At 74.0% G+C, this 22,990-nt stretch carries 19 protein-coding genes; 8 read left to right on the plus strand and 11 right to left on the minus strand.

The genetic code is table 11. The features are described 5' to 3' along the window. Window positions 1-238: 238 nt before the first annotated feature. The 4 genes from qcrB to ctaE form a co-directional block, all read right to left on the minus strand. Entirely contained in the window at window positions 239-1,969 is a 1,731-nt protein-coding gene (qcrB, locus tag ACZLMO_RS07810; protein WP_463653389.1) for a cytochrome bc1 complex cytochrome b subunit, read from the minus strand. After that, on the minus strand, window positions 1,966-3,066 hold the full coding sequence (gene qcrA, locus ACZLMO_RS07815) for a cytochrome bc1 complex Rieske iron-sulfur subunit (RefSeq protein ID WP_463653390.1): 1,101 nt from the start codon (window positions 3,064-3,066) through the stop codon (window positions 1,966-1,968). The genes qcrB and qcrA overlap by 4 nt, the downstream gene beginning before the upstream one ends. Next, window positions 3,063-3,848: a cytochrome bc1 complex diheme cytochrome c subunit gene (qcrC, locus tag ACZLMO_RS07820; RefSeq protein ID WP_463653391.1), complete on the minus strand. Its 786-nt coding sequence runs from the start codon at window positions 3,846-3,848 to the stop codon at window positions 3,063-3,065. The genes qcrA and qcrC overlap by 4 nt, the downstream gene beginning before the upstream one ends. Before the next feature lie 90 nt (window positions 3,849-3,938). Continuing rightward, window positions 3,939-4,574, minus strand: a complete 636-nt coding sequence (gene ctaE, locus ACZLMO_RS07825; protein ID WP_425713316.1) for an aa3-type cytochrome oxidase subunit III — start codon at window positions 4,572-4,574, stop codon at window positions 3,939-3,941. A gap of 220 nt (window positions 4,575-4,794) precedes the next feature. Between ctaE and ACZLMO_RS07830 the strand changes: the two genes are divergently transcribed. Next, the gene (locus tag ACZLMO_RS07830) at window positions 4,795-5,235 is read left to right on the plus strand and encodes a hypothetical protein (protein ID WP_425713317.1); all 441 of its coding nucleotides are present in this window, start codon (window positions 4,795-4,797) and stop codon (window positions 5,233-5,235) included. Then, window positions 5,232-6,299 (plus strand): anthranilate phosphoribosyltransferase, encoded by a 1,068-nt coding sequence (gene trpD / locus ACZLMO_RS07835; protein WP_463653392.1) that lies wholly within the window; start codon window positions 5,232-5,234, stop codon window positions 6,297-6,299. The genes ACZLMO_RS07830 and trpD overlap by 4 nt, the downstream gene beginning before the upstream one ends. Before the next feature lie 80 nt (window positions 6,300-6,379). On the opposite strand, the gene ACZLMO_RS07840 is transcribed toward trpD, so the two are convergent. The 4 genes from ACZLMO_RS07840 to ACZLMO_RS07855 all read right to left on the minus strand — a co-directional run bounded on the left by ACZLMO_RS07840 (window position 6,380) and on the right by ACZLMO_RS07855 (window position 11,387). Next, the gene (locus tag ACZLMO_RS07840) at window positions 6,380-6,658 is read right to left on the minus strand and encodes an Lrp/AsnC family transcriptional regulator (RefSeq protein ID WP_425713319.1); all 279 of its coding nucleotides are present in this window, start codon (window positions 6,656-6,658) and stop codon (window positions 6,380-6,382) included. Between the two features lie 53 nt (window positions 6,659-6,711). Then, window positions 6,712-8,553 carry a DEDD exonuclease domain-containing protein gene (locus ACZLMO_RS07845; protein ID WP_463653393.1) on the minus strand — a complete coding sequence of 614 codons (1,842 nt, stop codon included), beginning with the start codon at window positions 8,551-8,553 and terminating at the stop codon, window positions 6,712-6,714. A 133-nt stretch (window positions 8,554-8,686) separates the two neighbouring features. Beyond that, window positions 8,687-10,546, minus strand: a complete 1,860-nt coding sequence (locus tag ACZLMO_RS07850) for an AMP-dependent synthetase/ligase (RefSeq protein WP_463653394.1) — start codon at window positions 10,544-10,546, stop codon at window positions 8,687-8,689. Between the two features lie 214 nt (window positions 10,547-10,760). Then, window positions 10,761-11,387, minus strand: coding sequence for a hypothetical protein (locus tag ACZLMO_RS07855; RefSeq protein ID WP_463653395.1), 627 nt, complete (start codon window positions 11,385-11,387; stop codon window positions 10,761-10,763). Between the two features lie 103 nt (window positions 11,388-11,490). Between ACZLMO_RS07855 and ACZLMO_RS07860 the strand changes: the two genes are divergently transcribed. Then, window positions 11,491-12,717 (plus strand): pyrophosphate--fructose-6-phosphate 1-phosphotransferase, encoded by a 1,227-nt coding sequence (locus ACZLMO_RS07860; protein WP_463653396.1) that lies wholly within the window; start codon window positions 11,491-11,493, stop codon window positions 12,715-12,717. A 110-nt stretch (window positions 12,718-12,827) separates the two neighbouring features. Beyond that, window positions 12,828-14,177 carry a class II 3-deoxy-7-phosphoheptulonate synthase gene (locus tag ACZLMO_RS07865; RefSeq protein ID WP_463653397.1) on the plus strand — a complete coding sequence of 450 codons (1,350 nt, stop codon included), beginning with the start codon at window positions 12,828-12,830 and terminating at the stop codon, window positions 14,175-14,177. Window positions 14,178-14,297: 120 nt separating this feature from the next. On the opposite strand, the gene ACZLMO_RS07870 is transcribed toward ACZLMO_RS07865, so the two are convergent. After that, complete coding sequence (locus tag ACZLMO_RS07870; RefSeq protein ID WP_463653398.1) at window positions 14,298-16,733, minus strand: PASTA domain-containing protein; 2,436 nt, start codon at window positions 16,731-16,733, stop codon at window positions 14,298-14,300. A 106-nt stretch (window positions 16,734-16,839) separates the two neighbouring features. Further along, window positions 16,840-18,162 (minus strand): LysM peptidoglycan-binding domain-containing protein, encoded by a 1,323-nt coding sequence (locus tag ACZLMO_RS07875; protein ID WP_463653399.1) that lies wholly within the window; start codon window positions 18,160-18,162, stop codon window positions 16,840-16,842. Window positions 18,163-18,447: 285 nt separating this feature from the next. Between ACZLMO_RS07875 and ACZLMO_RS07880 the strand changes: the two genes are divergently transcribed. Beyond that, the gene (locus tag ACZLMO_RS07880; RefSeq protein WP_463653400.1) at window positions 18,448-18,795 is read left to right on the plus strand and encodes an Rv2175c family DNA-binding protein; all 348 of its coding nucleotides are present in this window, start codon (window positions 18,448-18,450) and stop codon (window positions 18,793-18,795) included. A gap of 16 nt (window positions 18,796-18,811) precedes the next feature. Here the strand turns inward: ACZLMO_RS07880 and ACZLMO_RS07885 are convergent, their stop codons facing one another. Further along, complete coding sequence (locus tag ACZLMO_RS07885) at window positions 18,812-19,918, minus strand: polyprenyl synthetase family protein (protein ID WP_425713328.1); 1,107 nt, start codon at window positions 19,916-19,918, stop codon at window positions 18,812-18,814. A gap of 121 nt (window positions 19,919-20,039) precedes the next feature. On the opposite strand from ACZLMO_RS07885, the gene ACZLMO_RS07890 reads away from it, so the two are divergent. From ACZLMO_RS07890 to gcvT, 3 genes are all read left to right on the plus strand, one after another. After that, entirely contained in the window at window positions 20,040-21,305 is a 1,266-nt protein-coding gene (locus ACZLMO_RS07890) for a DUF4192 family protein (protein ID WP_463653401.1), read from the plus strand. Between the two features lie 110 nt (window positions 21,306-21,415). After that, entirely contained in the window at window positions 21,416-21,802 is a 387-nt protein-coding gene (locus ACZLMO_RS07895; protein WP_425713330.1) for a universal stress protein, read from the plus strand. Between the two features lie 78 nt (window positions 21,803-21,880). After that, window positions 21,881-22,987 (plus strand): glycine cleavage system aminomethyltransferase GcvT, encoded by a 1,107-nt coding sequence (gcvT, locus tag ACZLMO_RS07900; protein ID WP_425713331.1) that lies wholly within the window; start codon window positions 21,881-21,883, stop codon window positions 22,985-22,987. Window positions 22,988-22,990: the final 3 nt, after the last annotated feature.

A 22,990-nucleotide genomic window follows, 5' to 3' on the forward strand; every position in this document is an offset into this window, starting at 1 on the left:
GCCCGCTCACCAGTTGCAACAGCACGTGCTCCCCATTGTTCCCGGTTCCGTGAGCCCGCGCACCTTCGTACCGGCGGGAGCGGGGAAGGCCCGCCCGGTCCGCGCTCCCGCCGCAGGATCGCGTCCGGGGCGAGGGCCCGCGTGCGTGGTTCGGCACGCGAACGGCCGGACGACGACGAACGGCGCCACCCGCGTGGGGTGACGCCGTTCGTCGTCGTGCCGGTGGTCGAGGTGCCGGTCAGTCCCGGATGAGACGCGCGCTCGAGAGCGAGGCGGGCGGCTCCTCGTGGTGCTCCTCGGCGGGGTCCGTGCCCTCGACGAGGCCGTGGCGGTGCGTCTCGGCCTCGGCGAGCTCGGCCGGCGTGACAGGCTCGACGCGGTCCTCGTAGAACCACCTCGAGAAGGCCCGGCGCAGCTTGCCGGGGCCGCGCTGGCCGGCCGGACGGTCGACGCCGTTCTCGTCGACCTCGGGCTCCTCGAGCACCGGGCGACCGGCCTCGTAGCCGACGAGCGTCCAGCGCTCGTGCTCGTCGAGGGGGCGGTGCCAGCTGTGCATCGAGCCGTCGGGCAGCTGGACGAGCCGGCCCGTGTTGTGGCCCTCGAGGACCAGTTCGCGGTCCCGGCGCTGCAGCGCGAGGCAGATGCGCTTGACGAGCGGGAAGAGGATGAACGGGAGCGCGAAGAAGGCGACCCGGAACGCCCACGTGATCTGGTTGATCGACAGGTCGAAGTGGGTGGCGATGATGTCGTTCGAGCCGGCCGCGAACAGCAGCCCGAACTCGGCGATGATGATGACGCCGACGGCCGTGCGCACGGGCACGTTGCGGGGGCGGTCGAGGACGTGGTGCTCGCGGCGGTCGCCGGTCACCCACTGCTCGATGAACGGCCACATGGCCAGGAGCCCGAAGAGGATGCCGGGGACGACGACGCCGGGCACGAGCACGTTGAACGGGATCGTGAACCCGCCGATGACGACCTCGGTCTGCCCGGGCATGAGACGGAGCGCGCCCTCGAGGAAGAGCATGTACCAGTCGGGCTGGGCGCCGGCGCCGACGGGGGAGGGGTCGTAGGGCCCGTAGTTCCACACGTTGTTGATCGACATCGTCGCGCCCATGAGCGCGAGGACACCGAAGACGACGAAGAAGAAGCCGCCCGCCTTGGCCATGTAGACCGGGAACAGCGGGAACCCGACGACGTTCTTCTCGGTCCGGCCGGGGCCGGGGTACTGCGTGTGCTTGTAGACCACGACGAGCATGAGGTGGACGGCGACGAGCGCGAGGATGAGCCCCGGGATGATGAGGATGTGCACCGTGAACAGCCGCGGGATGATGTCGGTGCCCGGGAACTCCCCGCCGAACAGCCCGTAGCTGGCGTAGCTACCGATGATCGGGATGCTCTTCGCCACGCCGTCGGCGATGCGCAGGCCGTTGCCCGAGAGGACGTCGTCCGGCAGGGAGTAGCCGGAGAAGCCGGCGAGCAGGCCGAGGATCATCAGGCCGAAGCCGACGAGCCAGTTGATCTCGCGCGGCTTGCGGAACGCACCGGTGAAGAAGATGCGGAACATGTGCGTGACGATCGACGCCATGAACAGCAGGGCGGCCCAGTGGTGGATCTGCCGCATGAGCAGACCGCCCTTGACCTCGAAGGACATGTAGACGGTCGAGCGGAACGCCTCGGACATCTCGACGCCCTGCATCGTCACCGGGAGGGCGTCCTCCGGGTAGACGGTGTGGCCCATCGAGGGGACGAAGAACATCGTGAGGAAGATGCCCGTGATGATGAGCGTGATGAAGCTGTAGAGCGCGATCTCGCCCAGCAGGAACGACCAGTGGTCGGGGAACAGCTTGCGGGCGAACTCCTTGACGAGCTTCGCTCCGCCGACACGCTCGTCGAGCATGACGCCGGCCTTGCCGGCCGCGGTCCGCGGCGCGGAGGCGGGCAGCGCGTTGGGGGTGGCGGTCGTGGTCACTTGAGACGCTCCCAGTAGCTCGCCCCGATGGGCTCGTCGAAGTCGGCGGTCGCGATGAGGTAGCCCTCGGTGTCGACGGCGATCGGCAGCTGCGGCAGCGGGCGCTTGGCCGGGCCGAAGACGACCTTCGCGCCGTCGGTCATGTCGAACGTCGACTGGTGGCACGGGCACAGCAGCTCGTGCGTCGTCTGCTCGTAGAGCGCGACGGGGCAACCCACGTGCGTGCAGATCTTCGAGTACGCGACGATGCCGTCGTAGCTCCAGTCCTGCCGCTCGGGTGCCTCGGTGATGATGCCGGGGTCCATCCGGACGAGGATGACGACGGCCTTGGCCTTCTCCTCGTAGTAGTGCTCCTCGGCGTCCATGCCCTGCGGGACGATGTGGAAGACCGAGCCGCGCGTGACCGCGGCGGCCTGCAGCGGGTCGCCCGTCGGGTCGATCGCGAGGCGGCGGCCCACGCGGCCGTCGGCCGTCTCGCCGAAGAAGCTCGGGTCGGCGTCCTCGGGCGTGTCGCCCCAGATCGTGTGGCGGAACTTGTCGACGTCCCAGTCCCGGCCGAGGTTGCCGACCAGGGGCACGACGAAGGGGAGCGGGGCGAGGGCGAGGGCGCCGGCGAGCGCGCCCTTGAGCAGCGGTCGGCGGGCGATGTTCGAGTCGTCCGCGCCGCGCTGGAGGATCTGCTGCGCCTCGGCCCGCTCGGCGGCGCCGGACGCGACGGAGTGGCGCTCCTCGATCTGCTCCTCGTCGTTCATCAGCGACTTCGCCCAGTGGACGGCCGCGATCCCGATGCCCAGCGCGCCGATCCCGAGGCCCAGGCCGAGGGAGAGGTTGGAGAGCCGGACGCTCATCATCTCGGCGTTGAGCGGCAGGACGACGTAGAGGACGATGCCGGCGACCGACGCGACGATCGAGATCGTCAGCAGGGCCACGACGATGGCCTCGGACCGCTTGGCGGCGGCCGGGTCCGAGTCGCCCAGGCGGTGCTTGTGCGGGGCCAGGCCGGGGTTCTCGAACCGCTCCTGGACCGCGACCGCGGAGTCGCTCTCGCGGCCGGTCGCCACCTCGCGGTGGTCGTCGTTGTGGGGGGTGGTGCTCACGAGGACTTCGCTCCGATCCAGACCGAGGCGGCGACGAGGACGCCCATGCCGACGATCCACACCCACACGCCCTCGTTGACGGGGCCGACTGAGCCGAGCGAGAGCCCGCCCACGGACACGTCACGCTGCGCGACGAGGTAGGCGATGACGTCCCGCTTGCCCTCGGGGGTGATGTTGGCGTCGTTGAACACCGGCATCGACTGTGGGCCGGTGAGCATGGCCTCGTAGATCTCGGTCGGGGTGGAGCCGTCGAGGGCGGGCGCGTACCGGCCCTCCGAGAGGGCGCCGCCGGCGCCGACCGCGTTGTGGCACATCGCGCAGTTGGTGCGGAAGAGCTCCATGCCGTTGGCGGCGTCACCCATCTCCGGGTCGACCTGCTCGGCGGTGGGCACCGACGGGCCGGGGCCGAGGGCCGCGACGAACGCGGCGACCTGGTTGATCTCCTCGGGCGTGAAGCTCGGGTTGCCGGCGGGGGCCTGCGGGCCGTTCATGCGCATCGGCATCCGGCCGGTGGCCATCTGGAAGTCGACGCTCGCCGCGCCGACGCCGACCAGCGACGGGCCGATGTCCGTGCCCGTGGCGTCGAGGCCGTGGCAGGTGGCGCAGTTGGCCTGGAACAGCCGCTCGCCGGTCTCGGCGTCCTCCGAGGAGCTCTCGGCGGACGTCGCGTCCGCGGTGCCCGCGTCGACGAGGGCGAGGACCCCGCCCGTCATCAGCAGTGCGAGCAGGAGCAGGATGACCGGTGCGTACCGGCTCCTCCTGCGGGCGGCGAGTGCCTTCACGATTCTCGACCTCTCGGTGGTGAGTGCGGTGGTGGGGGTCGTGGGATGTCGGGGCTGGTCCGGACCTTTCCGTGCCGCGCCCCGGCGACGCTATCTGATGACGTAGATGATGATGAACAGGCCGATCCAGACGACGTCGACGAAGTGCCAGTAGTACGACACGACGACGGCGGAGCCGGCCTCGAGGTGGCCGAAGACCTTGGCCTGGTACGAGCGGCCGAGGACGTAGAGGAACGCGATGAGCCCGCCGATGACGTGCAGCGCGTGGAAGCCGGTCGTGATGTAGAAGACCGACGAGTACGAGCTCGCCTGGATCGTCACGCCGTGGTGCATGAGCTCGATGTACTCGGTCGTCTGACCGGCGACGAAGATCGCGCCGAGGACGAAGGAGAGCACGTACCACTCGTTCATGCCCCAGCGGCGGATGTCGAGCATCGAGCCGGTGCGGGACTGCTGGAACCGCTCGGCGGCCCACACACCCATCTGGCAGGTGAACGAGCTGGCGACGAGGATGATCGTGATGCTCAGCGCCCACGGGAAGTTGAGGACGGACGCCTCGTCCGACCACGCCTCCGGTCCGGCGACGGACCGGTGCGTGAAGTACATCGCGAACAGTCCCGCGAAGAACATCAGCTCCGAGCTGAGCCAGACGATGACGCCGACCGACAGCGGGTTCGGCCGGTTCACCGTTCCCGGGACGTGGGCGGGTGCAGAGGTAGACGACACCCGGTCATTATGACCCACCCGAGGAGGTGCGCGGACCTCTCCCGTCGGCGCGCCGACAGGTCGGGACGGCCGCGCGACGTGGTACCCGCGGGGGAGGCGGCCGGTCCCGGCGGTCTGTGGGTCGCGCCACGGCCGGGTGGCGCGGCGCGGCGGGCCTACGATGTGCGGGGCAGCCCGGCCGTGCCGGGCCGCCGGGCACCGGACTTGTGAGGAGCAGGACATGACCGTGACCAGGGCCGACCATGGGGCCGAGCCGGCGAAGGACGTCGACGAGGGACGCCTGAGAGTCCTCGTGTTCTCGGACGACTCCGCCACCCGCCGCGAGATCGTCTCCTCGGTCGGGCGGCGCCCCGCGCGCGACGTCCCCCTGGTCGACCTGGTCGAGACCGCCACGGCCGAGGCGGTCGTCGAGGCTGTCGAGGCCGGCGGGATCGCCGCTCTCGTCCTCGACGCGGAGGCGGCCAAGGAGGGCGGGATGTCGCTCACCCGCCGCCTGAAGACGAGCGTCTACAACTGCCCGCCCGTGCTGCTGATGATCGCCCGTCCCCAGGACCGGTGGCTCGCCACCTGGTCGGAGGCCGACGCCGTCGCTACCTACCCGGTCGACCCGCGGGAGCTCCAGGAGGCCCTCTCCGGCCTGCTCCGCGAGCGCCTGTCGTGAGGTCGGGGCGCGCCGCCCGCTGGCCCGACCTCCTCGCCCGCGTGGTCGCGGGGGAGGACCTCTCCGCCCGGGACACCGCATGGGCGATGAACGAGGTGATGACCGGCGCGACGGACGACGTGGTGCTCGGCGGCTTCCTCACCGCGCTCAGCACCAAGGGCGAGTCCGTCGAGGAGCTGCGCGGGCTCGCCGACGAGATGCTCGCGCACGCCCTGCCGGTCGACGTGCCCTCCGACGTGGTCGACATCGTCGGGACGGGGGGCGACCGTCTGCGGACCGTCAACATCTCGACGATGGCGTCGCTCGTCATCGCCGGGACCGGCGTGCGCGTGGTCAAGCACGGCAACCGGGCGTCGTCCTCCGCGTCCGGTTCGGCCGACGTCCTCGAGCGGCTCGGGGTGGATCTCGACCTCGACGTGCCCACGGTCGAGCGGGTGTTCCACGAGAACGGCCTGACGTTCTGCTTCGCCAACATGTTCCACCCCTCGATGCGGTACGCCGCCCCCACCCGGCGCGCGCTGGGGATCGGGACGGCGTTCAACCTGCTCGGGCCCCTGACGAACCCGGCCCACCCCCGCGCGGGCGCCATCGGCGTCTCCCCGGTCCGCAGCGCCCCGCTGGTCGCCGGCGTGCTCGCGGCCCGCGGCACCTCTGCGCTCGTGTTCCGCGGACGCGACAACGGGCTCGACGAGCTGTCGTCGACCACCGTCAACCAGGTGTGGGAGGTCACGGACGGCGAGGTGCACGCCCGCGAGATCGACGCCGTCGCCCAGCTCGGCCTGGCCCCGACCACGGTCGAGGACCTGCGGGGCCAGGACGCCGCCTACAACGCCGGTGTGGCGGAGCGGCTCCTGGCCGGCGAGACCGGTCCCGTGCGCGAGGCGGTGCTGCTCAACGCGGCCGCCGCCCTCGTCGCCGACGGCACCCTGCCCGGGCTGGACCGCGCGGAGCAGCCGGACCTCGTCGAGCGGCTGCGGACGGGCATCGACCACGCCCGGGAGTCCGTCGACACCGGCGCCGCGCGCGCCCGGCTCGACCGCTGGATCGAGCTCACCGCCAGCTGAGGGCCGGACCTCGCCCAGAATATCAAGCGGGAGAACTGGATTGTTCGATATCCAGTCCTCCCGCTTGATTCATTGGGCAGTCAGTCGAGGCCGATGTGGAACGCCTGCTCGAGGTCGTTGCGGGAGTAGGCCTGGAACGCGAGGTACGTCGTCGTCCCCGTGACGCCCTCGATCTTGCCGAGCCGGTCGGACACGACGACCGCGAGGTCCTCGTGCTGCGCCACCCGGGCGATCGCGACGAGGTCGAAGTCCCCCGTGACGGAGTAGACCTCGGCGATGCCGTCGAGGTCGGCCACGCCCTGGGCGACCTCGGGGATCCTGGCCACGTCGGCCTCGATCATGACGATGGCGGTGAGCATGTCTCCTCCTGGAGGTCGGTCGGTCGCCGGGCGGTGCCGGGGCTGTGACGGCGTCAGCGGCGCCGGCCCCCATCATCCCCGATGAGCGAGTCGGGTCCGGGCGGCAGGGGCAGCGAGGCGGCACCGCCGGTCGGCGAGCCGAGCGGCGCGTCGCCGGAGTGCTCGACGATCCGGGTGCCGCCCCGCCACAGCCAGACGGCGAGGATCTCGGTCTCCTCCGCCGACGCCGCGCCCCACCCGCTGCTCGGCGGTTGCACGTGCTCGGCGGTCGCGACGAGGTCGGCCACGGTGTCCATCGGGTCGACGCCCCGCGGGGACACGGCGGTCCCGGCCAGCCGGCCGTGCCGCACCACGACGATCTCCCACCCGCCGGCGGCCAGGGCGCGGGCGGCGACGATCTGCGCGGTCGCGACCAGCGGACGCAGCAGCTCGGTGCGCCGGGCCGCGACGAGCAGCGCCCGCAGCCGGTCGCGCTCCGTCCCGGCCTCCTCGTACCGCTGCCGTGCGGCCAGCTCCCGGATCCGGGCACGCAGCCGGGCGTTCACCTCCGAGACGTCGCCCGCCAGCACCCGGCGCACCGCCGCGACCGCGTCCTCGTGCGGGAGCGGCTCCGACGTGCCGGCGGCACGCGTGCGGGGGCGGATCTCGAGCAGTGCGGGGGAGCCGACGCACGGCGCCGAGCACTGGCCGAGCTCGGCGAGCGCGCAGGCGCGGGCGTCGGCGCGCGGGGTGGCGGGCAGTCGCGTGGTGCAGCGACGCACGGGCACGGCGGCCTGGATCGCCTCGACCGCGCGCTGGGCCGCCCTGTGGGACGTGAACGGCCCGATCGCGGAGTCCAGGCCCCCGGCCGGCAGGGAGCGGACGATCGTCACCCGCGGGTGCGCCTCGTCGGTCAGCCGGACCCAGGGCATCCGCGCCGGCCGCTTCGAGCGCCGGTTGTAGGGCGGGTCGAGCTCGGCGATGAGGCGCAGCTCGCGGACCTGGGCCTCGAGCACGGTGGCGCACGGGATCTCCTCGACCGACACGGCCAGGTCGACCATCTCGCCGATCCGCGCCCGGCGCTCGGCGCTCGTGAAGTAGGAGCGCACCCGCTGGCGCAGGTTCGTCGCCCGGCCGACGTACAGCACCTGCTGATCGGGGCCGACGAACCGGTAGACGCCCGGGCCGCGCGAGAGCCCGTCGGCGAGGGTCGACTTGCGTCGGCGGTGGGCGGGCACCTGCTCGGCCAGCGTCGGCAGGTCCTCGCGGTGCGTGATGCCGAGCGGGGTGAGTCGGCCGATGAGGGCGTGCAGGACGTCGACGGTCGCGCGCGCGTCGGACAGGGCCCGGTGGTCCGGCGTCGTCGTCGCCCCGAAGTACGCGGCGAGCGTGCCGAGCTTGCGGTTGGGCACCTCGTCGTTGGTGACGACGCGGCGGGCGAGCTGGACGGTGTCGACGATCATCGGCCGGGGCCACTCACGCCCGGCGCGGCGGAACGCCTCCTTGAGGAAGCCGACGTCGAACCGCGCGTTGTGCGCGACCAGCACCGAGCCGGTCTCCAGGCCGGCCATCTCGAGGAAGGTGGGGAGCACCTCCTCGATCGGCGGCGCGGGCGTGACCATCGCCGTCGTGATGCCGGTGAGGACCGTGATCTGCGGCGGGATGGGGACGCCCGGGTTGACCAGCGTGCCGAGCTCGGCGAGCACCTCGCCGCCGCGGACCTTGACGGCACCGATCTCGGTGATCCGGTCCGACCTGGCCGCCCCGCCGGTGGTCTCCAGGTCGACGACGACGAACGTCACCTCGCTCAGCGGCGTCCCGAGCTCGTCGAGCCCGACCTGGTAGGGCCGGCCGCCCGGCCCGCCGTCCTCGGTCGCGAGGCGGCGACCGGGCGGCGGGGCGAGCATCGAGGTCATCCCGTGAGGCTACGGACGCGCGCCGACAACGCGCGCGAGCGGGACGGGTCCGGCGCGTCGGAGCGGCGTGGCCCCACGCGCCGTGGTCCGCGCCCGACGGCGTTCCCGTCGGCCGCGTGACATGGCTCCGCGGTCACGACGAGGTGCCGGCCCCGCCGTTGTCGCGTCGGGTCCGGGCGTCGGAGTAGAGCGAGTCGACGACGTCGGCGTGATCGGCGAGCACCGCGGACCGCTTCACCTTGAGCGACGGCGTGAGGTAGCCGTTGTCGACCGTGAGGTCCTCGGGGAGGATGACGAACTCCTTGATCTGCTCGGCGCGCGAGAACTTCGTGTTGACCCGGTCGATGCCCTGCTGGAGCCGCTCGCGGACGAACGGGTCGGTGCGCGCCTGCTCGGGCGTGAGCGGGTCCCGGCCGTGGTTCGCGAGCCAGCCGGGCAGCATCTCCTCGTCGAGCGTGAGCAGGGCCGCGATGAACGGCTGCTTGTCGCCCACCACCACGCACTGGGAGACGAGCGGGTGTCCGCGCAGCGGGTCCTCGAGCAGGGCGGGGGCCACGTTCTTGCCGCCGGCCGTCACGATGATCTCCTTCTTGCGGCCGGTGATCCGCAGGTGCCCGTCGTCGAGCGAGCCGAGGTCGCCGGTGCGGAAGAAGCCGTCCTCGGTGAAGGCGTCCGCGCCGACCCCGCCGCGGTAGCCGCGGAACACGGGCAGGCCCCGCACCTCGATCTCGGAGTCCTCGGCGATGCGGATCTCGGTGCCGGGCATCGGCAGGCCCACCGTGCCGATGCGCAGGGAGTCGGGCCGGCAGACGGCGATCGGCGCCGTCGTCTCGGTGAGGCCGTAGCCCTCGAGGACGACCAGGCCGACACCGCGGTAGAAGTGCCCGAGCCGCTCGCCGAGCGGCGCACCGCCCGAGACCGCGTACTTCAGGCGGCCGCCCATGACGTCCCTCAGCTTGCCGAGGACGAGGCGGTCGAGGACCCGGAAGCGGGCCTTGAGCAGGGCGGAGGGGCCCGAGGGGGTGTCGAGCGCCCGCGAGTACTGCTCGGCGGCCTGCGCCGCGGCGCGGAACAGCTTGAGCTTGATGCCGCTGCCCGCCTTCTGCTCGGCCGAGTTGTAGACCTTCTCCCAGATCCGGGGGACCGAGAGGAGGAGGGTGGGCCGGAAGACGGCGAGGTCCGCGACCGCCTCCTTCGGGTCGGGGGCGTGCCCGAGCGGGACGCCGGCGGCGAGGATGAGGACCTCGACGAAGCGGGCGAAGACGTGGGCCAGCGGGATGAACAGCAGCGTGCAGGAGCCGGGCTGCGCGACGACCTCGTGGAGGTCGTGCACCGACTCGACGGCGAGCACGGCGAAGTTCTCGTGGGTGAGCTCGGCGCCCTTGGGGCGGCCGGTCGTGCCCGAGGTGTAGATGATCGTCGCGAGGTCGGCGAGCCGGACGGCCCGCTGGCGCTCCCGGACCTGCTCGTCGGTCACGTCGGCGCCGCGGGTGGTCAGCTCCTCCAGGGCGCCGTCGTCGATGACGAGGACCTCGCGCAGCGTCGGGGTGCCACCCTCGAGCGTGCCCGCCTCGCGCAGGACCTCCGCGTTGGCCCCGGTCTCCGCGAACGCGACCGTGACCGCGGCGTCGTTGACGATCCACTGGGCCTGGTCGGACGCGGAGGACTCGTAGATCGGCACCGGCACCGCTCCGACGTACCAGCCGGCGAGGTCGAGGAGCGTCCACTCCAGCCGGGTGCGGCACATGATCGCGACCGAGTCGCCGGCTCCGACCCCTGAGGCGACGAGGCCCTTCGCGAGCGCCTCGACGCGGGCGAGGCTCCAGGCGGCGTCCCGGTCGACCCACTCGCCGTCGACCTTCTCCCGGAACAGCACGCGGCCCGGTGTCTCCCGGGCGTGGTCGACCAGCAGCGTGGTGATCGAGGAGTCGTCGGGCACGTCGATCACGCGGGGGAGCGAGGCGATCGGGCGGGGGGCGTGCTCGCTGGACATGGGGGCCTCCGTCGGCTCGTGGTCCTGCCGGGCGAACTCGGCCGCCCTGACGTCGTTGGTGGGGCAAGAGTAGGCGGCGGCGGGCGGTCCTGCGCGCGGCGCGACGACGCGGTCCGGCCGTGTCGGTGTCTGCGCCCGTCGCCGGTGCAGCCGTTCCCGGCGCGTCGCCGCGCACGGCCCGGCGCGCGGCGCGACCGGCCGCGGGGCGTCCCGGTCAGACGACAGCGCCGTCCGAGCCGTGGCCGCGCTCGCCGGGGAGCCGACGGACGAGCAGGGTGATGCCCCCGATCGTGACGGCGAGCCCGAGCAGCATGATCAGCACCGACGGGGGACGACCGACCAGGCCGAGGACGATGCCGGCGACGATCGGGCCGATCGCGAGGAGCCACCCGACAACCGCGCCGGGGTCGGACAGGTCCGGTCCGGGCGGGTCGGGCTCGACGAAACCGTCGATGCCCCACGCCGGGTCCTCCGGGTGCTCCTCGAGCAGCTCGTCGCGCGGCCCGAGCGGACGGGGCGTGCGCGCCGGCCGGTCGTGGGTGGCCGGGGGAGCCGGGGAGCGGACGGGCGCGGCACCGAGCTGGTCGAGGATCGACGCGAACTGGCGGTCCACCTCGGCGTCGTCGAGCTCGCCCGCGCCGGAGGTGTTCGCGCCGTCGGGCCGCCCCGCGCCGGAGGGGGTGCCGTCGTCGGAGGGGGACCGGTCGTCGGAGGGGTTCTCGTCGTCGGGATCCTCGGGAGAGGTGCCGGGACCGGGCTCGCGCCCGTGGTCGTTCCCCGCGGACGGCGGGCCGACCGACGTCCGCTCGTCGTCGCCCGGCTCCTCGGGGTACGTGGTCACCCGGCCACGGTATCGCCGCGGGCGCCCGCGCGGGCCGCGGGGGCGGCGGCCCCGCTCCTAGGATGGAGGGGTCCACGATGACCTCGCCGTCGAAAGGCCACCCATGACTGTCCGCCGCGTCGCCCTGCTCACCGCGGGCGGGTTCGCCCCGTGCCTGTCCTCCGCCGTCGGCGGCCTGATCGAGCGCTACACCGAGATCGACCCCGAGGTCGAGATCATCGCCTACCAGCACGGCTACCACGGGCTGCTCACCGGCACCTCGATCGAGATCACCCCCGAGGCGCGCGCGCAGGCACCGATCCTCCACCGGTTCGGGGGCAGCCCGATCGGCAACTCGCGCGTCAAGCTGACGAACGTCAAGAACCTCGTCGAGCGCGGGCTCGTGGCGGAGGGGCAGAACCCGCTCCAGGTGGCCGCCGACCAGCTCGTGGCCGACCGGATCGACGTCCTGCACACCATCGGCGGCGACGACACCAACACCACGGCCGCCGACCTCGCGCAGTTCCTCGAGGAGAACGGCCACCACATGACGGTGGTCGGCCTCCCGAAGACGATCGACAACGACATCGTGCCCGTCCGGCAGTCGCTGGGTGCCTGGACCGCCGCCGGCGAGGCCGCCGAGTTCGCCGCCAACATCGTCGGCGAGCACCGGTCCAACCCCCGCATGCTCATCGTCCACGAGGTGATGGGGCGGCACTGCGGATACCTCACGGCGGCCGCCGCCCGGCGCTACCGGACGTGGCTCGACGCCCAGGAGTGGGCGCCGGCGCTGGGCCTGACCCGCGAGCGGTGGGACGTGCACGCGGTCTTCATGCCCGAGCTGCACCTCGACATCGACGCCGAGGCCGAGCGCCTGCGCGCGATCATGGACGCCCAGGGCAACGTCAACGTCTTCCTCTCCGAGGGCGCGGGCGTCCCCGAGATCGTCGCCGAGCTCGAGGCGAGCGGCGAGAAGGTCGAGCGCGACCCGTTCGGCCACGTCAAGCTCGACACGATCAACCCGGGCGCCTGGTTCGCCGAGCAGTTCGCCGAGAAGCTCGGCGCCGAGAAGGTCATGGTGCAGAAGTCGGGTTACTTCTCCCGCTCCGCGGCCGCGGACCCGGACGACCTGCGCCTCATCAAGTCGATGACCGATCTCGCCGTCCAGGTGGCGCTCGAGGGTGGCTCCGGCCTCATCGGGCACGACGAGGAGCGTGGCGGGCTCCTGCGCGCGATCGAGCACGAGCGGGTCGCCGGGGGCAAGGCGTTCGACATCTCCCAGGAGTGGTTCACCGACCTCATGGCCGCGACCGGCCAGGACGTCCGGGCCGCGGAGCAGACCGCGCACTGACGCGTCGCGGGCGCGGTGGCGGCGACGTCACCGCGCCCGCGCGTCGTAGGTCACGTCCGACGACCGGGCGGGAGGGCCCCGGCCCGCGACGCCCTGCCTACGATGGCGCGGTGAACGTCGAGCCCACCGCGGAGACCCTGGCCGGACTGCAGCAGTGGCGGAGCATGACCGCCGCCCAGCAGCCGACCTATCCCGACCCGGAGGCGCTGTCGGCCGTCGTCTCCGAGCTCGAGTCGAGCCCCCCGCTCATCTTCGCCGGCGAGGCGGACCGGCTCACCGGTCTCATGGCTGCCGCCGGACGCGGGGAGGCCTTCCTCCTCCAGGGCGGCGACTGTGCGGAGACCTTCGCCGAGTCGACCGCCGACCGCATCCGGAACAAGATCCGCACGATCCTGCAGATGGCGGTCGTCCTCACCTACGGCGCGAGCCTCCCGATCGTCAAGATGGGTCGGATGGCCGGCCAGTACGCCAAGCCGCGCTCGAGCGACCTCGAGACCCGGGACGGCGTCACGCTGCCCTCCTACCGCGGGGACGCCGTCAACGCGCACGGCTTCACCGAGGCGGACCGGACGCCGGATCCTCAGCGGCTGCTGGGGATGTACCACCGCTCGGCGACGACGCTCAACCTCATCCGCGCCTTCACGGGCGGCGGGTTCGCCGACCTCCGGCTCGTCCACGAGTGGAACCGCGGGTTCATCGAGAACCCCGCGCACGGCCGCTACGAGTCGCTCGCCGGCGAGATCGGCCGCGCGCTGCGGTTCATGGCCGCCGCCGGCGTCGACTTCGACGCGCTGCGCACGGTCGACATGTACTCCTCGCACGAGGCGCTGCTGCTGGACTACGAGGCCGCGCTCACGCGCATCGATCACCGCACCGGGCAGCCCTACGGCACGTCGGCCCACTTCCTGTGGATCGGCGAGCGCACCCGCCAGCTCGACGGCGCCCACGTCGACCTCCTCTCGCGCGTGCGCAACCCGATCGGCGTCAAGCTCGGCCCGAAGGTCACGCCCGACGAGGTCCGCAGCCTCATCGACCGACTCAACCCCGACGGCCTCGCCGGCCGGCTCACCTTCATCTCGCGCATGGGCGCGGGCACGGTCCGCGACGCGCTGCCGGGCATCGTCGAGTCGGTCGTCGCGGACGGCCGGCCCGTGACCTGGGTGTGCGACCCGATGCACGGCAACACGATCACCTCCCCGTCCGGCTACAAGACGCGGGAGATGGACACGATCCTCGACGAGGTCCGCGGGTTCTTCGAGGTGCACCAGCAGATGGGCACCGTGCCCGGCGGCCTGCACGTCGAGCTGACCGGGGACGACGTCACCGAGATCATGGGCGGCGCCGACCCGATCGACGACGCGGGGCTCGCCCGCCGGTACGAGACGCTGGTGGACCCGCGTCTCAACCACCAGCAGTCGCTCCAGATGGCGTTCGAGGTCGCGGAGATGCTGCGCAGCTGAGGCCGCGCGGACCGCGGCGGGGAGCGGCGAGGTCCGGGCCGCCCCGCGCCCGGTCCCGGCCTGGACCCGGACGGTTCGCAATGGCCGGATGTGGCCCGGCTGGTTCTCGCCGACCGGGTGTCAGACCACGCGGAGCGTGACGACCGTGCCGGGCTCGACCATGGCCCCCGCCGCGGGCGTCTGCTCCCGCACCGTCCCGTAGAACGCGCCGAGCACGTCCTCGCGCTCCGGCTCGAGCCCGAGCTCCTCGAGCCGGGCGATCGCGTCGTCGACGTTCTCGTTGAGGAGGTCGGGGACCTCGACGAGCTCGGGGCCGAGCGAGATGACGATCTCGACCTGGTCGCCGACGTAGGCGTCGCCGTCGGCGGGGTCCTGCGAGATGACCAGGCCCTCGTCGACGGTGTCGGAGTGCTCCTCGACGACGTCGGGCTCGAGCCCCGCCTCCCGCAGGGCGTCGGCCGCGTCCGCGCGGGTCTCGCCCGTCACGTCCGGCACCTCGGCCGGCTCGCGCCCGTCGGACACGACGACGTCGACGGGGCGGTCGTGGGGGACGACCTCGCCCGCCGCCGGTTCGGTGGAGACGACCTCGCCCTCGGGCACCGTGTCGTCGTAGGCGGTCGTCACCTCGCCCACGGTGAGCCGGGCCGTGGCCAGCACGGACTCCGCGTCCTCCAGGGGCGTGCCGACGACGTCGGGGACCGCGAGCGTCTCGACCCCGAGGGAGACGATGACGGTGACGGAGTCGTCACGCGTGCGTTCGCCCGCCGCCGGCGTCGTGGCGACCACGTTGCCCTCGGAGACGTCGTCGGAGTAGGCCTGCTCGAGCTCGGTGCTCAGCCCGGCGTCCTCGAGGGCGGCGACCGCCGCGTCGCTCGTCCGGCCCGTGACGTCGGGGACCGTCGTGCCCGCGAGCGGGCCCGCCGTCAGCAGCCACCAGCCGCCCGCGAGGAGCGCCGCGAGGACGACGAGCAGGAGCGAGACGACGCCGGTGCGTCGCCGCCGGACGACCCGCGCGCGGGTGGACGACGTGCGTGCGGCCCGGCCCCGGTGCGAGGGGCCGGAGCCGGTCGGGGACCCCGGGTGGTCGGACGACGGCCCGTCGTCGCCGGCACCGCGCAGGGCGATCGGGCGGGTGTCGTGGGAGTCGGCGGGGGTGGCCCTGACGGGCCGGGTGGCCGGGTGGACCGGGGTGTCGTGTCGGGACGGTGCGTCGTGGTGGGACGCGGAGCCGGACGCGTCCCGCTCGCGCGGCGCCGGGGTGGTCGTCGGCGCGTCCGGCGATCCCGCGGCGGCCCGGGCGGGCGACCCGGGACGGGCCGCCGCGCCGTTCGCAGCGCGGGTGCGTGCCGTACCGTCGGCGGTCTCCCGCGCGCCGGTGTCCACGTCCGACGTCGCGGGGCGCGCGCCCGATCCGGCCGTACCGGCGGAGGCGGCCGGACCGGCGGAGGCGGCCGGGCGCGACCCGGCGGGCACGGGGCGCGTGGCGGAGGCGGCCGGGCGCGATCCGGTGGGCGCGGGTCGTGACCCGGTGGCGGAGGCCTTCGCCCTGCGGGGTGCGGGTCGCCCGTCCGGACGGATCGAGCCGATCGGGATCGCGACCGACCGCGAGGCGGTGTCGACCGCGCCGGTGTCGGCCGAGGTGCCGGTCGGCTCGTCGTCGAACACGGCCGGCGGGCGGGGCTCGACGTCGGAACGCATGTCGAGGACGTCGTCGGGCAGGACGGCGCGTGTGCGGCGCACGAGAGCGAGCGCCTCTCCGGCGTCGGCCGGCCGGTCGTCCGGGTCCTGGGCCGTGAGCGCGGCGACGAGGTCGTCGACCTCGCGCGGGATCCACGGCAGCTCCGACCCGGGGCCGGGGACGGCGCTGTTGACGTGCTGGAAGGCCACCTGCGCGGGGGTCGTCCCGGTGAAGGGCTGCCCGCCCGTGAGCAGCTCGTAGGCGACGATGCCGGCGCCGTAGACGTCGGCGGGCGGGTCGGCGACGCCCTCGAGGACGGTCTCGGGCGCGATGTAGGCGACGGTCCCGAGCACGGTCCCGGACGTGGCCGCCGTCGTCTCGCTGATGGCGCGGGCGAGGCCGAAGTCCGCGACCTTCACCCGGCCGTCCGCGGTGACGAGGATGTTCTCCGGCTTGATGTCCCGGTGGACGAGGCCGGCTCGGTGCGCGGCGGCGAGGGCGTCGAGGACCTGCTCGAGGACGTCGAGGGTCTGCCCGAGGGTGAGCGAGCCGCGGGCCCGCAGCTCGTCGCGGAGGTTGGGGCCGTCGACGAGCTCCATCGCGAGGTAGGAGGACTCGCCGGTCACGCCCTGGTCGTGGACGGCGACGACGCCGGGGTGCGACAGGCGGGCGGCGGCCCTCGCCTCGCGCCGGAACCGGCGCACGAAGTCCGGGGACTCGGCGAGGTGGGGGTGCATGATCTTCACCGCGACCACGCGCTCGAGCCGCAGGTCCTGCGCACGGTAGACGCTGGCCATGCCGCCCCGGGCGATGCGCTCGATGATCCGGTAGCGCTCGTCGACGAGGTGGCCGGCCAGCGGGTCGGCGCGGGTGTCCACGGGCGGATGCTATCCGGGCGCGGACGGCCTCAGGTGGACCCGCGCCGGGCCGGACACCCCTGGTGGCAGGGGCGGCCCGGTCCCGGCGCGGTCGTGACGTCCCTGGTCAGAACCGGTTCATCGCCGCGCGGACGGTGTCGACGTAGTTCTCGGTGTCGGGGTACATGCCGTGGGCGCGGACGCCGCCGAGGCCCTGGTAGTAGGCGGCGATGCCCTGGTCGGAGTCGTCGGCCGAGCGCTGGAGCGCGCGGATGATGGCGACGCCGGCGACGACGTTGTCCTGCGGGTTCATGATGTTGAGCGGGCGGCCCACGAGGTCCGAGGCCCACTCGCCCGACGACGGGATGACCTGCATCGTGCCGATCGCGTTGGCGGGGGAGACCGCGGCGTGGTTGAAGCCGGACTCGACGAACGCGTGCGCGAGGGCGAGCCGGGGGTCGACGCCCATCGACACGGCCGTGCTGCGCACGAGCTCCTGCATCGAGGCCCGCGAGGGGACCCCGGACGCGACGAGCGCCGTGCGGTTGGCGTTCGCCGCGCCGACGACGGCCTCGGGGTACGTGCGTCCCGCGAAGGTCGAGCCGACCCCGCCGGAGGTGTTCCCGGGGTCAGAGGTGGCGGGGCCGGTGGCCGCGGCGCCGGGCATCGTCAGGGTCTGGCCCACGTAGATCCGGCCGTCGGAGCCGATCGAGTTGGCCTCGGCGATCTCCGCCACCGAGGTGCCCTGGGCGCGGGCGATCCCGGTGAGGGTGTCTCCCGCGCGCACCGTGTAGCTGCCGCCCGTGGACGAGGCCGACGACGACGGGGCCGCGGCGTCCGTGGCCTCCGCGCCGCCCGCGCCCGGGATCGTCAGGGTCTGCCCGGTGCGGATGACCGTCCCGGTGAGGGAGTTCGCCTGCTGGATCTCGCGGACCGACGTGCCGTGGGCACGGGCGATGCCGATGAGCGTGTCACCGGCGGAGACGAGGTAGCTGCCGCCGGTCGACGAGGTCTGCTCGGCGTTCGCGGGCGCGGTCGCGCCCGGGACGGTGAGGGTCTGGCCGGCGAGGATGAGCGAGCCCGACAGGGAGTTGGCCCGCTGGATCTCGCGCACCGTGGTGCCCAGCTCGCGGGCGATCCCGGTGAGCGTGTCCCCGCGGCGGACGGTGTAGCTCGTCTCCTCCGGCGAGAGGCGCACGGGTGTGGCGGGGGAGGTGCGGACCACGGCGACGGGTGCCGAGGTGGCGACCGGTGCGGGTGCGTGCGTGGTGACGGGCACCTGGAGCGCCGCGTCCTGGGCGGCGGGCGTCAGCGTGGCCGGCGCCGGGACGTCCGACGCGACGGCCGGGACGGCGAGGAGCGTCGGCGCACCGATCGCCGTGGTGGCGATCGCGGCGAGGGTGATCGGTCGGTGGGTGGTACGGCGATGCGCGCGTGCGACGGCGGGCATGTGTCCTCCGGGAAGTGGTACGCGACCCACCCCTGCGAGCATGCCCCCAGGCTGCGGGTGTGAACAGATTGACAGGTGTTACTGGTGTAACGATTGGGACACTAGTGGTTGTTGGGGCAGGAGTCGAACGTGTGGCGCGTCCTGGACGGCCGGGCGGGTCGGGAGCCGCCGGCGCGGCGGTCGGCGGGTGCGGGGTCGTGGACGGAGCGGGGAGGGGCCGGCGACCGGGGTGTCGGCGTCTGACCCCGGCGTGACCGAGGGGCTGCCGCGACTACGCTGGCCGTCATGCCTGGACCGACCTGGATCTCCGTGCCCGAGGCCGCCGACCTGCTCGGCATCCGCGACCGCGACGTCCGTCAGCTCGTCCGGGACGGTCGCCTCGTGACGGTGCGGTCGTCGACCGGGGCGGCGGGGATCGCTCGCGAGATGCTCGACCTGGCCGCCGAGCCCCCGGCGGTCCTCGACGGCCTCGCCGGCACCCTCACGCTGCTGGGCGACGGTGGGATGTCACCCGAGACGGTCGTCGACTGGCTGTGGGAGCGGGACGACGAGCTGGAGGAGGCGCCGATCGAGGCGCTGCGGTCCGGTCGAGTGCACGCGGTACGCCGCGTGGCGCTCGCGCAGGCGTTCTGAGGGCCGGGCCGCTCTCCTAGGCCGAGCGGGTGACGAGCGCGGCCGCGAGGGCCTCGAGCACCTGACGGGGTGCGTCGTCGAGCGCAAGGTCCGTCAGGGCCCGGCCGGCGGCCTGCTCGCGCTCGTCGATGAGGCGCTCGTGCGCCGCCCGGGCGCCGGTCGAGGTGATGACCTCCCGCAGCCTGTCCACCCCGGCGGCGTCGAGCGCGGGGTCGCCGACGAGCGCCTCGATCTCGTCCCGCTCGTCCGGCCCCGCGGCGCTCCACGTGAGCGCGAGCAGGGCGGTCCGCTTACCCTCCCGCAGGTCGTCGCCCGCGGGCTTCCCGGTGACCTCGGGATCACCGAACACGCCGAGCTCGTCGTCGCGGAGCTGGAACGCCTCGCCGAGCGGCTCGCCGACCGCCCGGAGCCCGGTGACGAGCTCCGGCGCGCCGCCCGCGAGCGCCGCTCCGAGCGCGAGGGGGTGCTCGACCGAGTACCGCGCGGACTTGTGCCGCAGCACCGTGAGCGAGCGGGTGAGCGCGCCGTCCGGGTCGGTGCGCAGCGGGGTGGCCGCCGCCCGGACGTCGAGGTACTGCCCGGCGGCGACCTCCGCGCACATGTGGTCGTAGATCGCCCGGGCGGTCGCGCCCGGTCCCGCGTCGACGGCGGCGCGGGCGGCATCCATCGAGGCCGACGAGGCGGCCAGGAGGAGATCCCCGAGCAGGATCGCCCCGGCCACGCCGAACGACACCGCATCGCCGTCGAGCCGCTGCTCGCGGTGCGTCCCGGAGATGGCGACGTGCGCCGCCGGGAGCCCGCGGCGCACGTCGGCGCCGTCCATCACGTCGTCGTGGACGAGCGCCGCCAGCTGGAAGAGCTCGAGCGCCGCCCCGGCGCGCACGACCGGGTCCGGCGCGTCGACCTCCTGCGGGCCTCCGGCGGCGAGGTGCCCCGCGTAGGCGAGGAGGGCGCGCGACCGCTTCCCGCGGGCGAGCAGGGCGCGACCCGGGTCGACGAGGGCGTCGAGCCGGCCGGTCAGCCCCTCGAGCCGCGCGAGCGTGGCCTCGAGCTCGGTGCGCGTCGCCGCGTCGACCGCCGAGCGGACGGCGGGCAGGGGGGCGGGCAACGCGTCGGGGGCCATGGGGTCAGGGTACGGGCGCGGGTCGGCCACGAGGTCCCCGGGCGAGTCCACAGGTCGCCGTGCGGCGGTGCTGTGCACAGGGCCGCTCCGGGCGGTGGGAGCCGGCTGCCAGCGTGCTCGCATGACGCCAACGACGCTCCGACTGTCCTGCGACGCCGACCTGGTCGGCGCCGTCCCGCACCTCTTCGGGTTCGTGCCCGAGGAGTCCCTCTCGCTGCTCACGGTGCCGATGCCGCCGGGGCCTCCCGGGGTCGGACCGGCCGCGCGGCTCGAGCTGACCGAGGCGGGCGGCCCCGGCGGGCAGCCCTACGTCTCCGGTGTGATCTCCCGGTTCGCCCGCGACAGGTTCGGCATCTACGCCGCGGTCGTGCACACCGACCTCCCGCTGAGGGACGCGTGCGAGTCGCCGGTCGTGCTCACCGCGGTCCGGAGGGTCCGCGAGCTCGACGACCCTCGCGTCGGCGCGTGGGTCGTGGCGCGCGACGGGTGGCAGCGCCTCCCGGGGCACGCGCCGTTCGAGGACCGGTCGGGTCCGCGCCCGCTCGACGAGCTGGGGCACGCACGGGCCGTGACCGAGCTCGTGCTCACGGGCTCGGCGCCAGTCGCGGGTCGGGCTGACCTGGGGATCGCGCGCGAGCCGGACTCCGCGACCGGGAGCCTCCTGCTCGACGCGCTCGCGGACCGGATGCAGCGGCGTCTGCCGGGGGTGGTGCTGACCGTGCGCGCGTACGACGAGCTCGTGACCCGCAGGCTCCGTCCCGACCAGGGGCTGAGCGGGCGGGACCGGGAGCTGCTCGCCCGGCTCCTCCTCGGCCTCGAGCGGCCGGGCGTCCGTGACGCCGTGCTCACGCGCGTGCTCGTCGGGACGGGCATGCCGGTCGAGCTGCTGACGGAGCCCGAGCTCGTCGGGCAGCTGTGGACGGGTGGTCCCATCGAGACCGCCGACCGTCGCCGACCGCTCGAGGTGCTGGCCAGGTTCGCCCCCTCGGGGGTCGTGGCGCCGACGTCGGCGCTCCTCGCCCTGCTGGCGTGGCGCCGCGGGGAGGGGGCGCGCGCGGCCGTGCTCGCCGAGCTCGCGCTCGAGGATCGGCCGGAGTACAGCCTCGCCCGCCTCGTGCTCGAGGTGCAGGCATCCGGGGCGATCCCGCCGGCAGCCCGGCATGACGCGCTCGAGGATGACGCGGACGACTGGTTCGGTCCGTCGCCGTTCCTCGACGAGCCCGGCGGGCACCCCGACCTCGACGATCTCTCGGACATCGAGGAGGACGGCCCCGACGGGTCGTGGTGGCTCGGTGGTCCGCCGACCGACGACCGGTGCCTGCAGATGTACACGGAGGAGCTGATCGACGAGATCGAGCGGGGCGACGGGCGCTCGGGGACCACGTGAGGACGGCGCGGGCCGCGCCGAGCGCGCTGCGGTGGCAGGCGTCGCCCGGGACGTCCGGGTAGCGTCGTCCTGGCGCGCACCGCACGGGTGGCCGCGCGGAGGAGGACCCGATGCACGTCGTCGTCGCGTACCTGGCCACGCCCGAGGGCGAGGCCGCGCTCTCGGAGGCGATCGCCGCCGCCACGGAGCGGGACGAGCGGGTCGTCGTCGTCCTCACCCGTGCGCGGACCGAGGTGGACACGCAGACGGTCGTCGAGGTCGATGCGGACGCCGCCCGCGCCCGCCTCGACGAGGCGGACCTCGCCTACGAGATCCGGTACGTCGGGCTGGGGCGGGACGCCGGGCACGAGATCGTGCAGGCGGCCGTGGACACGCAGGCCCGGCTCGTCGTCCTCGGCCTGACGCGCCGCGCACCGACGGGCACCCTCAGCCTCGGCTCCGGCGCCCAGCACGTCCTGCTCGAGTCGCCGTGCCCCGTGCTGGTCGTCCATCCCTGATCCCGCCCGGCCGCGTCCCCGGCGCCGTACGCTGGAGGGCGCAGCCCACCCGCCGCACCGTCGCACCTGAGGACCGCCGTGACCGAGCAGGACGTCCAGCACACCCCCTTGCACGTCGCCCACCTGGACGCCGGCGCCTCGATGACCGACTTCGCCGGCTGGGACATGCCGTTGCGCTACAGCTCCGAGCTCGAGGAGCACCGGGCGGTCCGCACCGCGGCGGGCCTCTTCGACCTCTCCCACATGGGCCAGGTCGTCGTGGAGGGCCCGGGTGCCGGGGAGGCGCTCGACCGGGCGCTCGTCACCCGCCCCTCGACCGCCGAGGTCGGGCGGGCGAGGTACTCGGTCATGCTCGACCCCGACGGGGGCATCGTCGACGACCTCGTCGTGTACCGCCTCGGCGAGCACGAGTTCCTCGTCGTGGCGAACGCCGCCAACCGGCTCGTCGTCGTCGACGAGCTGACCCGTCGGGCCGAGGGCGTCGCCGACGTCTCGGTGGAGGACCGCACCACCGCCCGCGCCCTGATCGCGGTCCAGGGTCCGCAGGCGCCGGCGATCCTCGCGTCCGTCACGGACGACGATCTCGACACGCTGCGGTACTACCGGGCGCGGCGCGCGACGGTGGCCGGCGTCGACCTCCTCGTCGCGCGCACCGGCTACACCGGGGAGGTCGGCTACGAGCTCATGCTCGGTGCCGCCCACGCCCGCTCGGTGTGGGACGCCCTGCTCGTGGCCGGCGCCGAGGAGGGCCTCGTCCCGGCCGGGCTGGCCTCCCGCGACACGCTGCGCCTCGAGGCCGGCATGCCGCTCTACGGCAACGAGCTCTCCCGGTCCACGGGCCCGGACGAGGTCGGCCTCACCCGGCTCGTCGACCTGACCGAGGAGCACGCGTTCGTCGGCCGCGCGGCGGTGGAGGCCGCGCGTGAGCGCCCGACCGGACGGGCGCTCGTCGCGCTGTCCGGCGAGGGCCGTCGCGCCGCGCGCGCGGGGTCCGCAGTGCTCGTGGGGGACGTGGAGGTCGGGACGGTGACCTCCGGGGCGCTCTCCCCGACCCTCGGCCACCCGATCGCGCTCGCCCTCGTCGATCGCCCCCTCGAGCCCGGCACGGCCGCCGAGGCCGACGTGCGCGGGCGTCGGCAGGCGATGACCGTCGTCGAGACCCCGTTCTACAAGCGCCCGTCCTGACGT

Source organism: Georgenia sp. G2120, assembly GCF_055326485.1.

Bases quoted from the DNA above. Each gene is read 5' to 3' on its own strand.
- ACZLMO_RS07830 (WP_425713317.1), top strand. From the start codon at position 4,795: ATGACCGTGACCAGGGCCGACCATGGGGCCGAGCCGGCGAAGGACGTC.
- ACZLMO_RS07840 (WP_425713319.1), bottom strand. From the start codon at position 6,658: ATGCTCACCGCCATCGTCATGATCGAGGCCGACGTGGCCAGGATCCCC.
- ACZLMO_RS07845 (WP_463653393.1), bottom strand. From the start codon at position 8,553: ATGACCTCGATGCTCGCCCCGCCGCCCGGTCGCCGCCTCGCGACCGAG.
- ACZLMO_RS07850 (WP_463653394.1), bottom strand. From the start codon at position 10,546: ATGTCCAGCGAGCACGCCCCCCGCCCGATCGCCTCGCTCCCCCGCGTG.
- ACZLMO_RS07860 (WP_463653396.1), top strand. From the start codon at position 11,491: ATGACTGTCCGCCGCGTCGCCCTGCTCACCGCGGGCGGGTTCGCCCCG.
- ACZLMO_RS07875 (WP_463653399.1), bottom strand. From the start codon at position 18,162: ATGCCCGCCGTCGCACGCGCGCATCGCCGTACCACCCACCGACCGATC.
- ACZLMO_RS07880 (WP_463653400.1), top strand. From the start codon at position 18,448: ATGCCTGGACCGACCTGGATCTCCGTGCCCGAGGCCGCCGACCTGCTC.
- ACZLMO_RS07885 (WP_425713328.1), bottom strand. From the start codon at position 19,918: ATGGCCCCCGACGCGTTGCCCGCCCCCCTGCCCGCCGTCCGCTCGGCG.
- ACZLMO_RS07890 (WP_463653401.1), top strand. From the start codon at position 20,040: ATGACGCCAACGACGCTCCGACTGTCCTGCGACGCCGACCTGGTCGGC.
- ACZLMO_RS07895 (WP_425713330.1), top strand. From the start codon at position 21,416: ATGCACGTCGTCGTCGCGTACCTGGCCACGCCCGAGGGCGAGGCCGCG.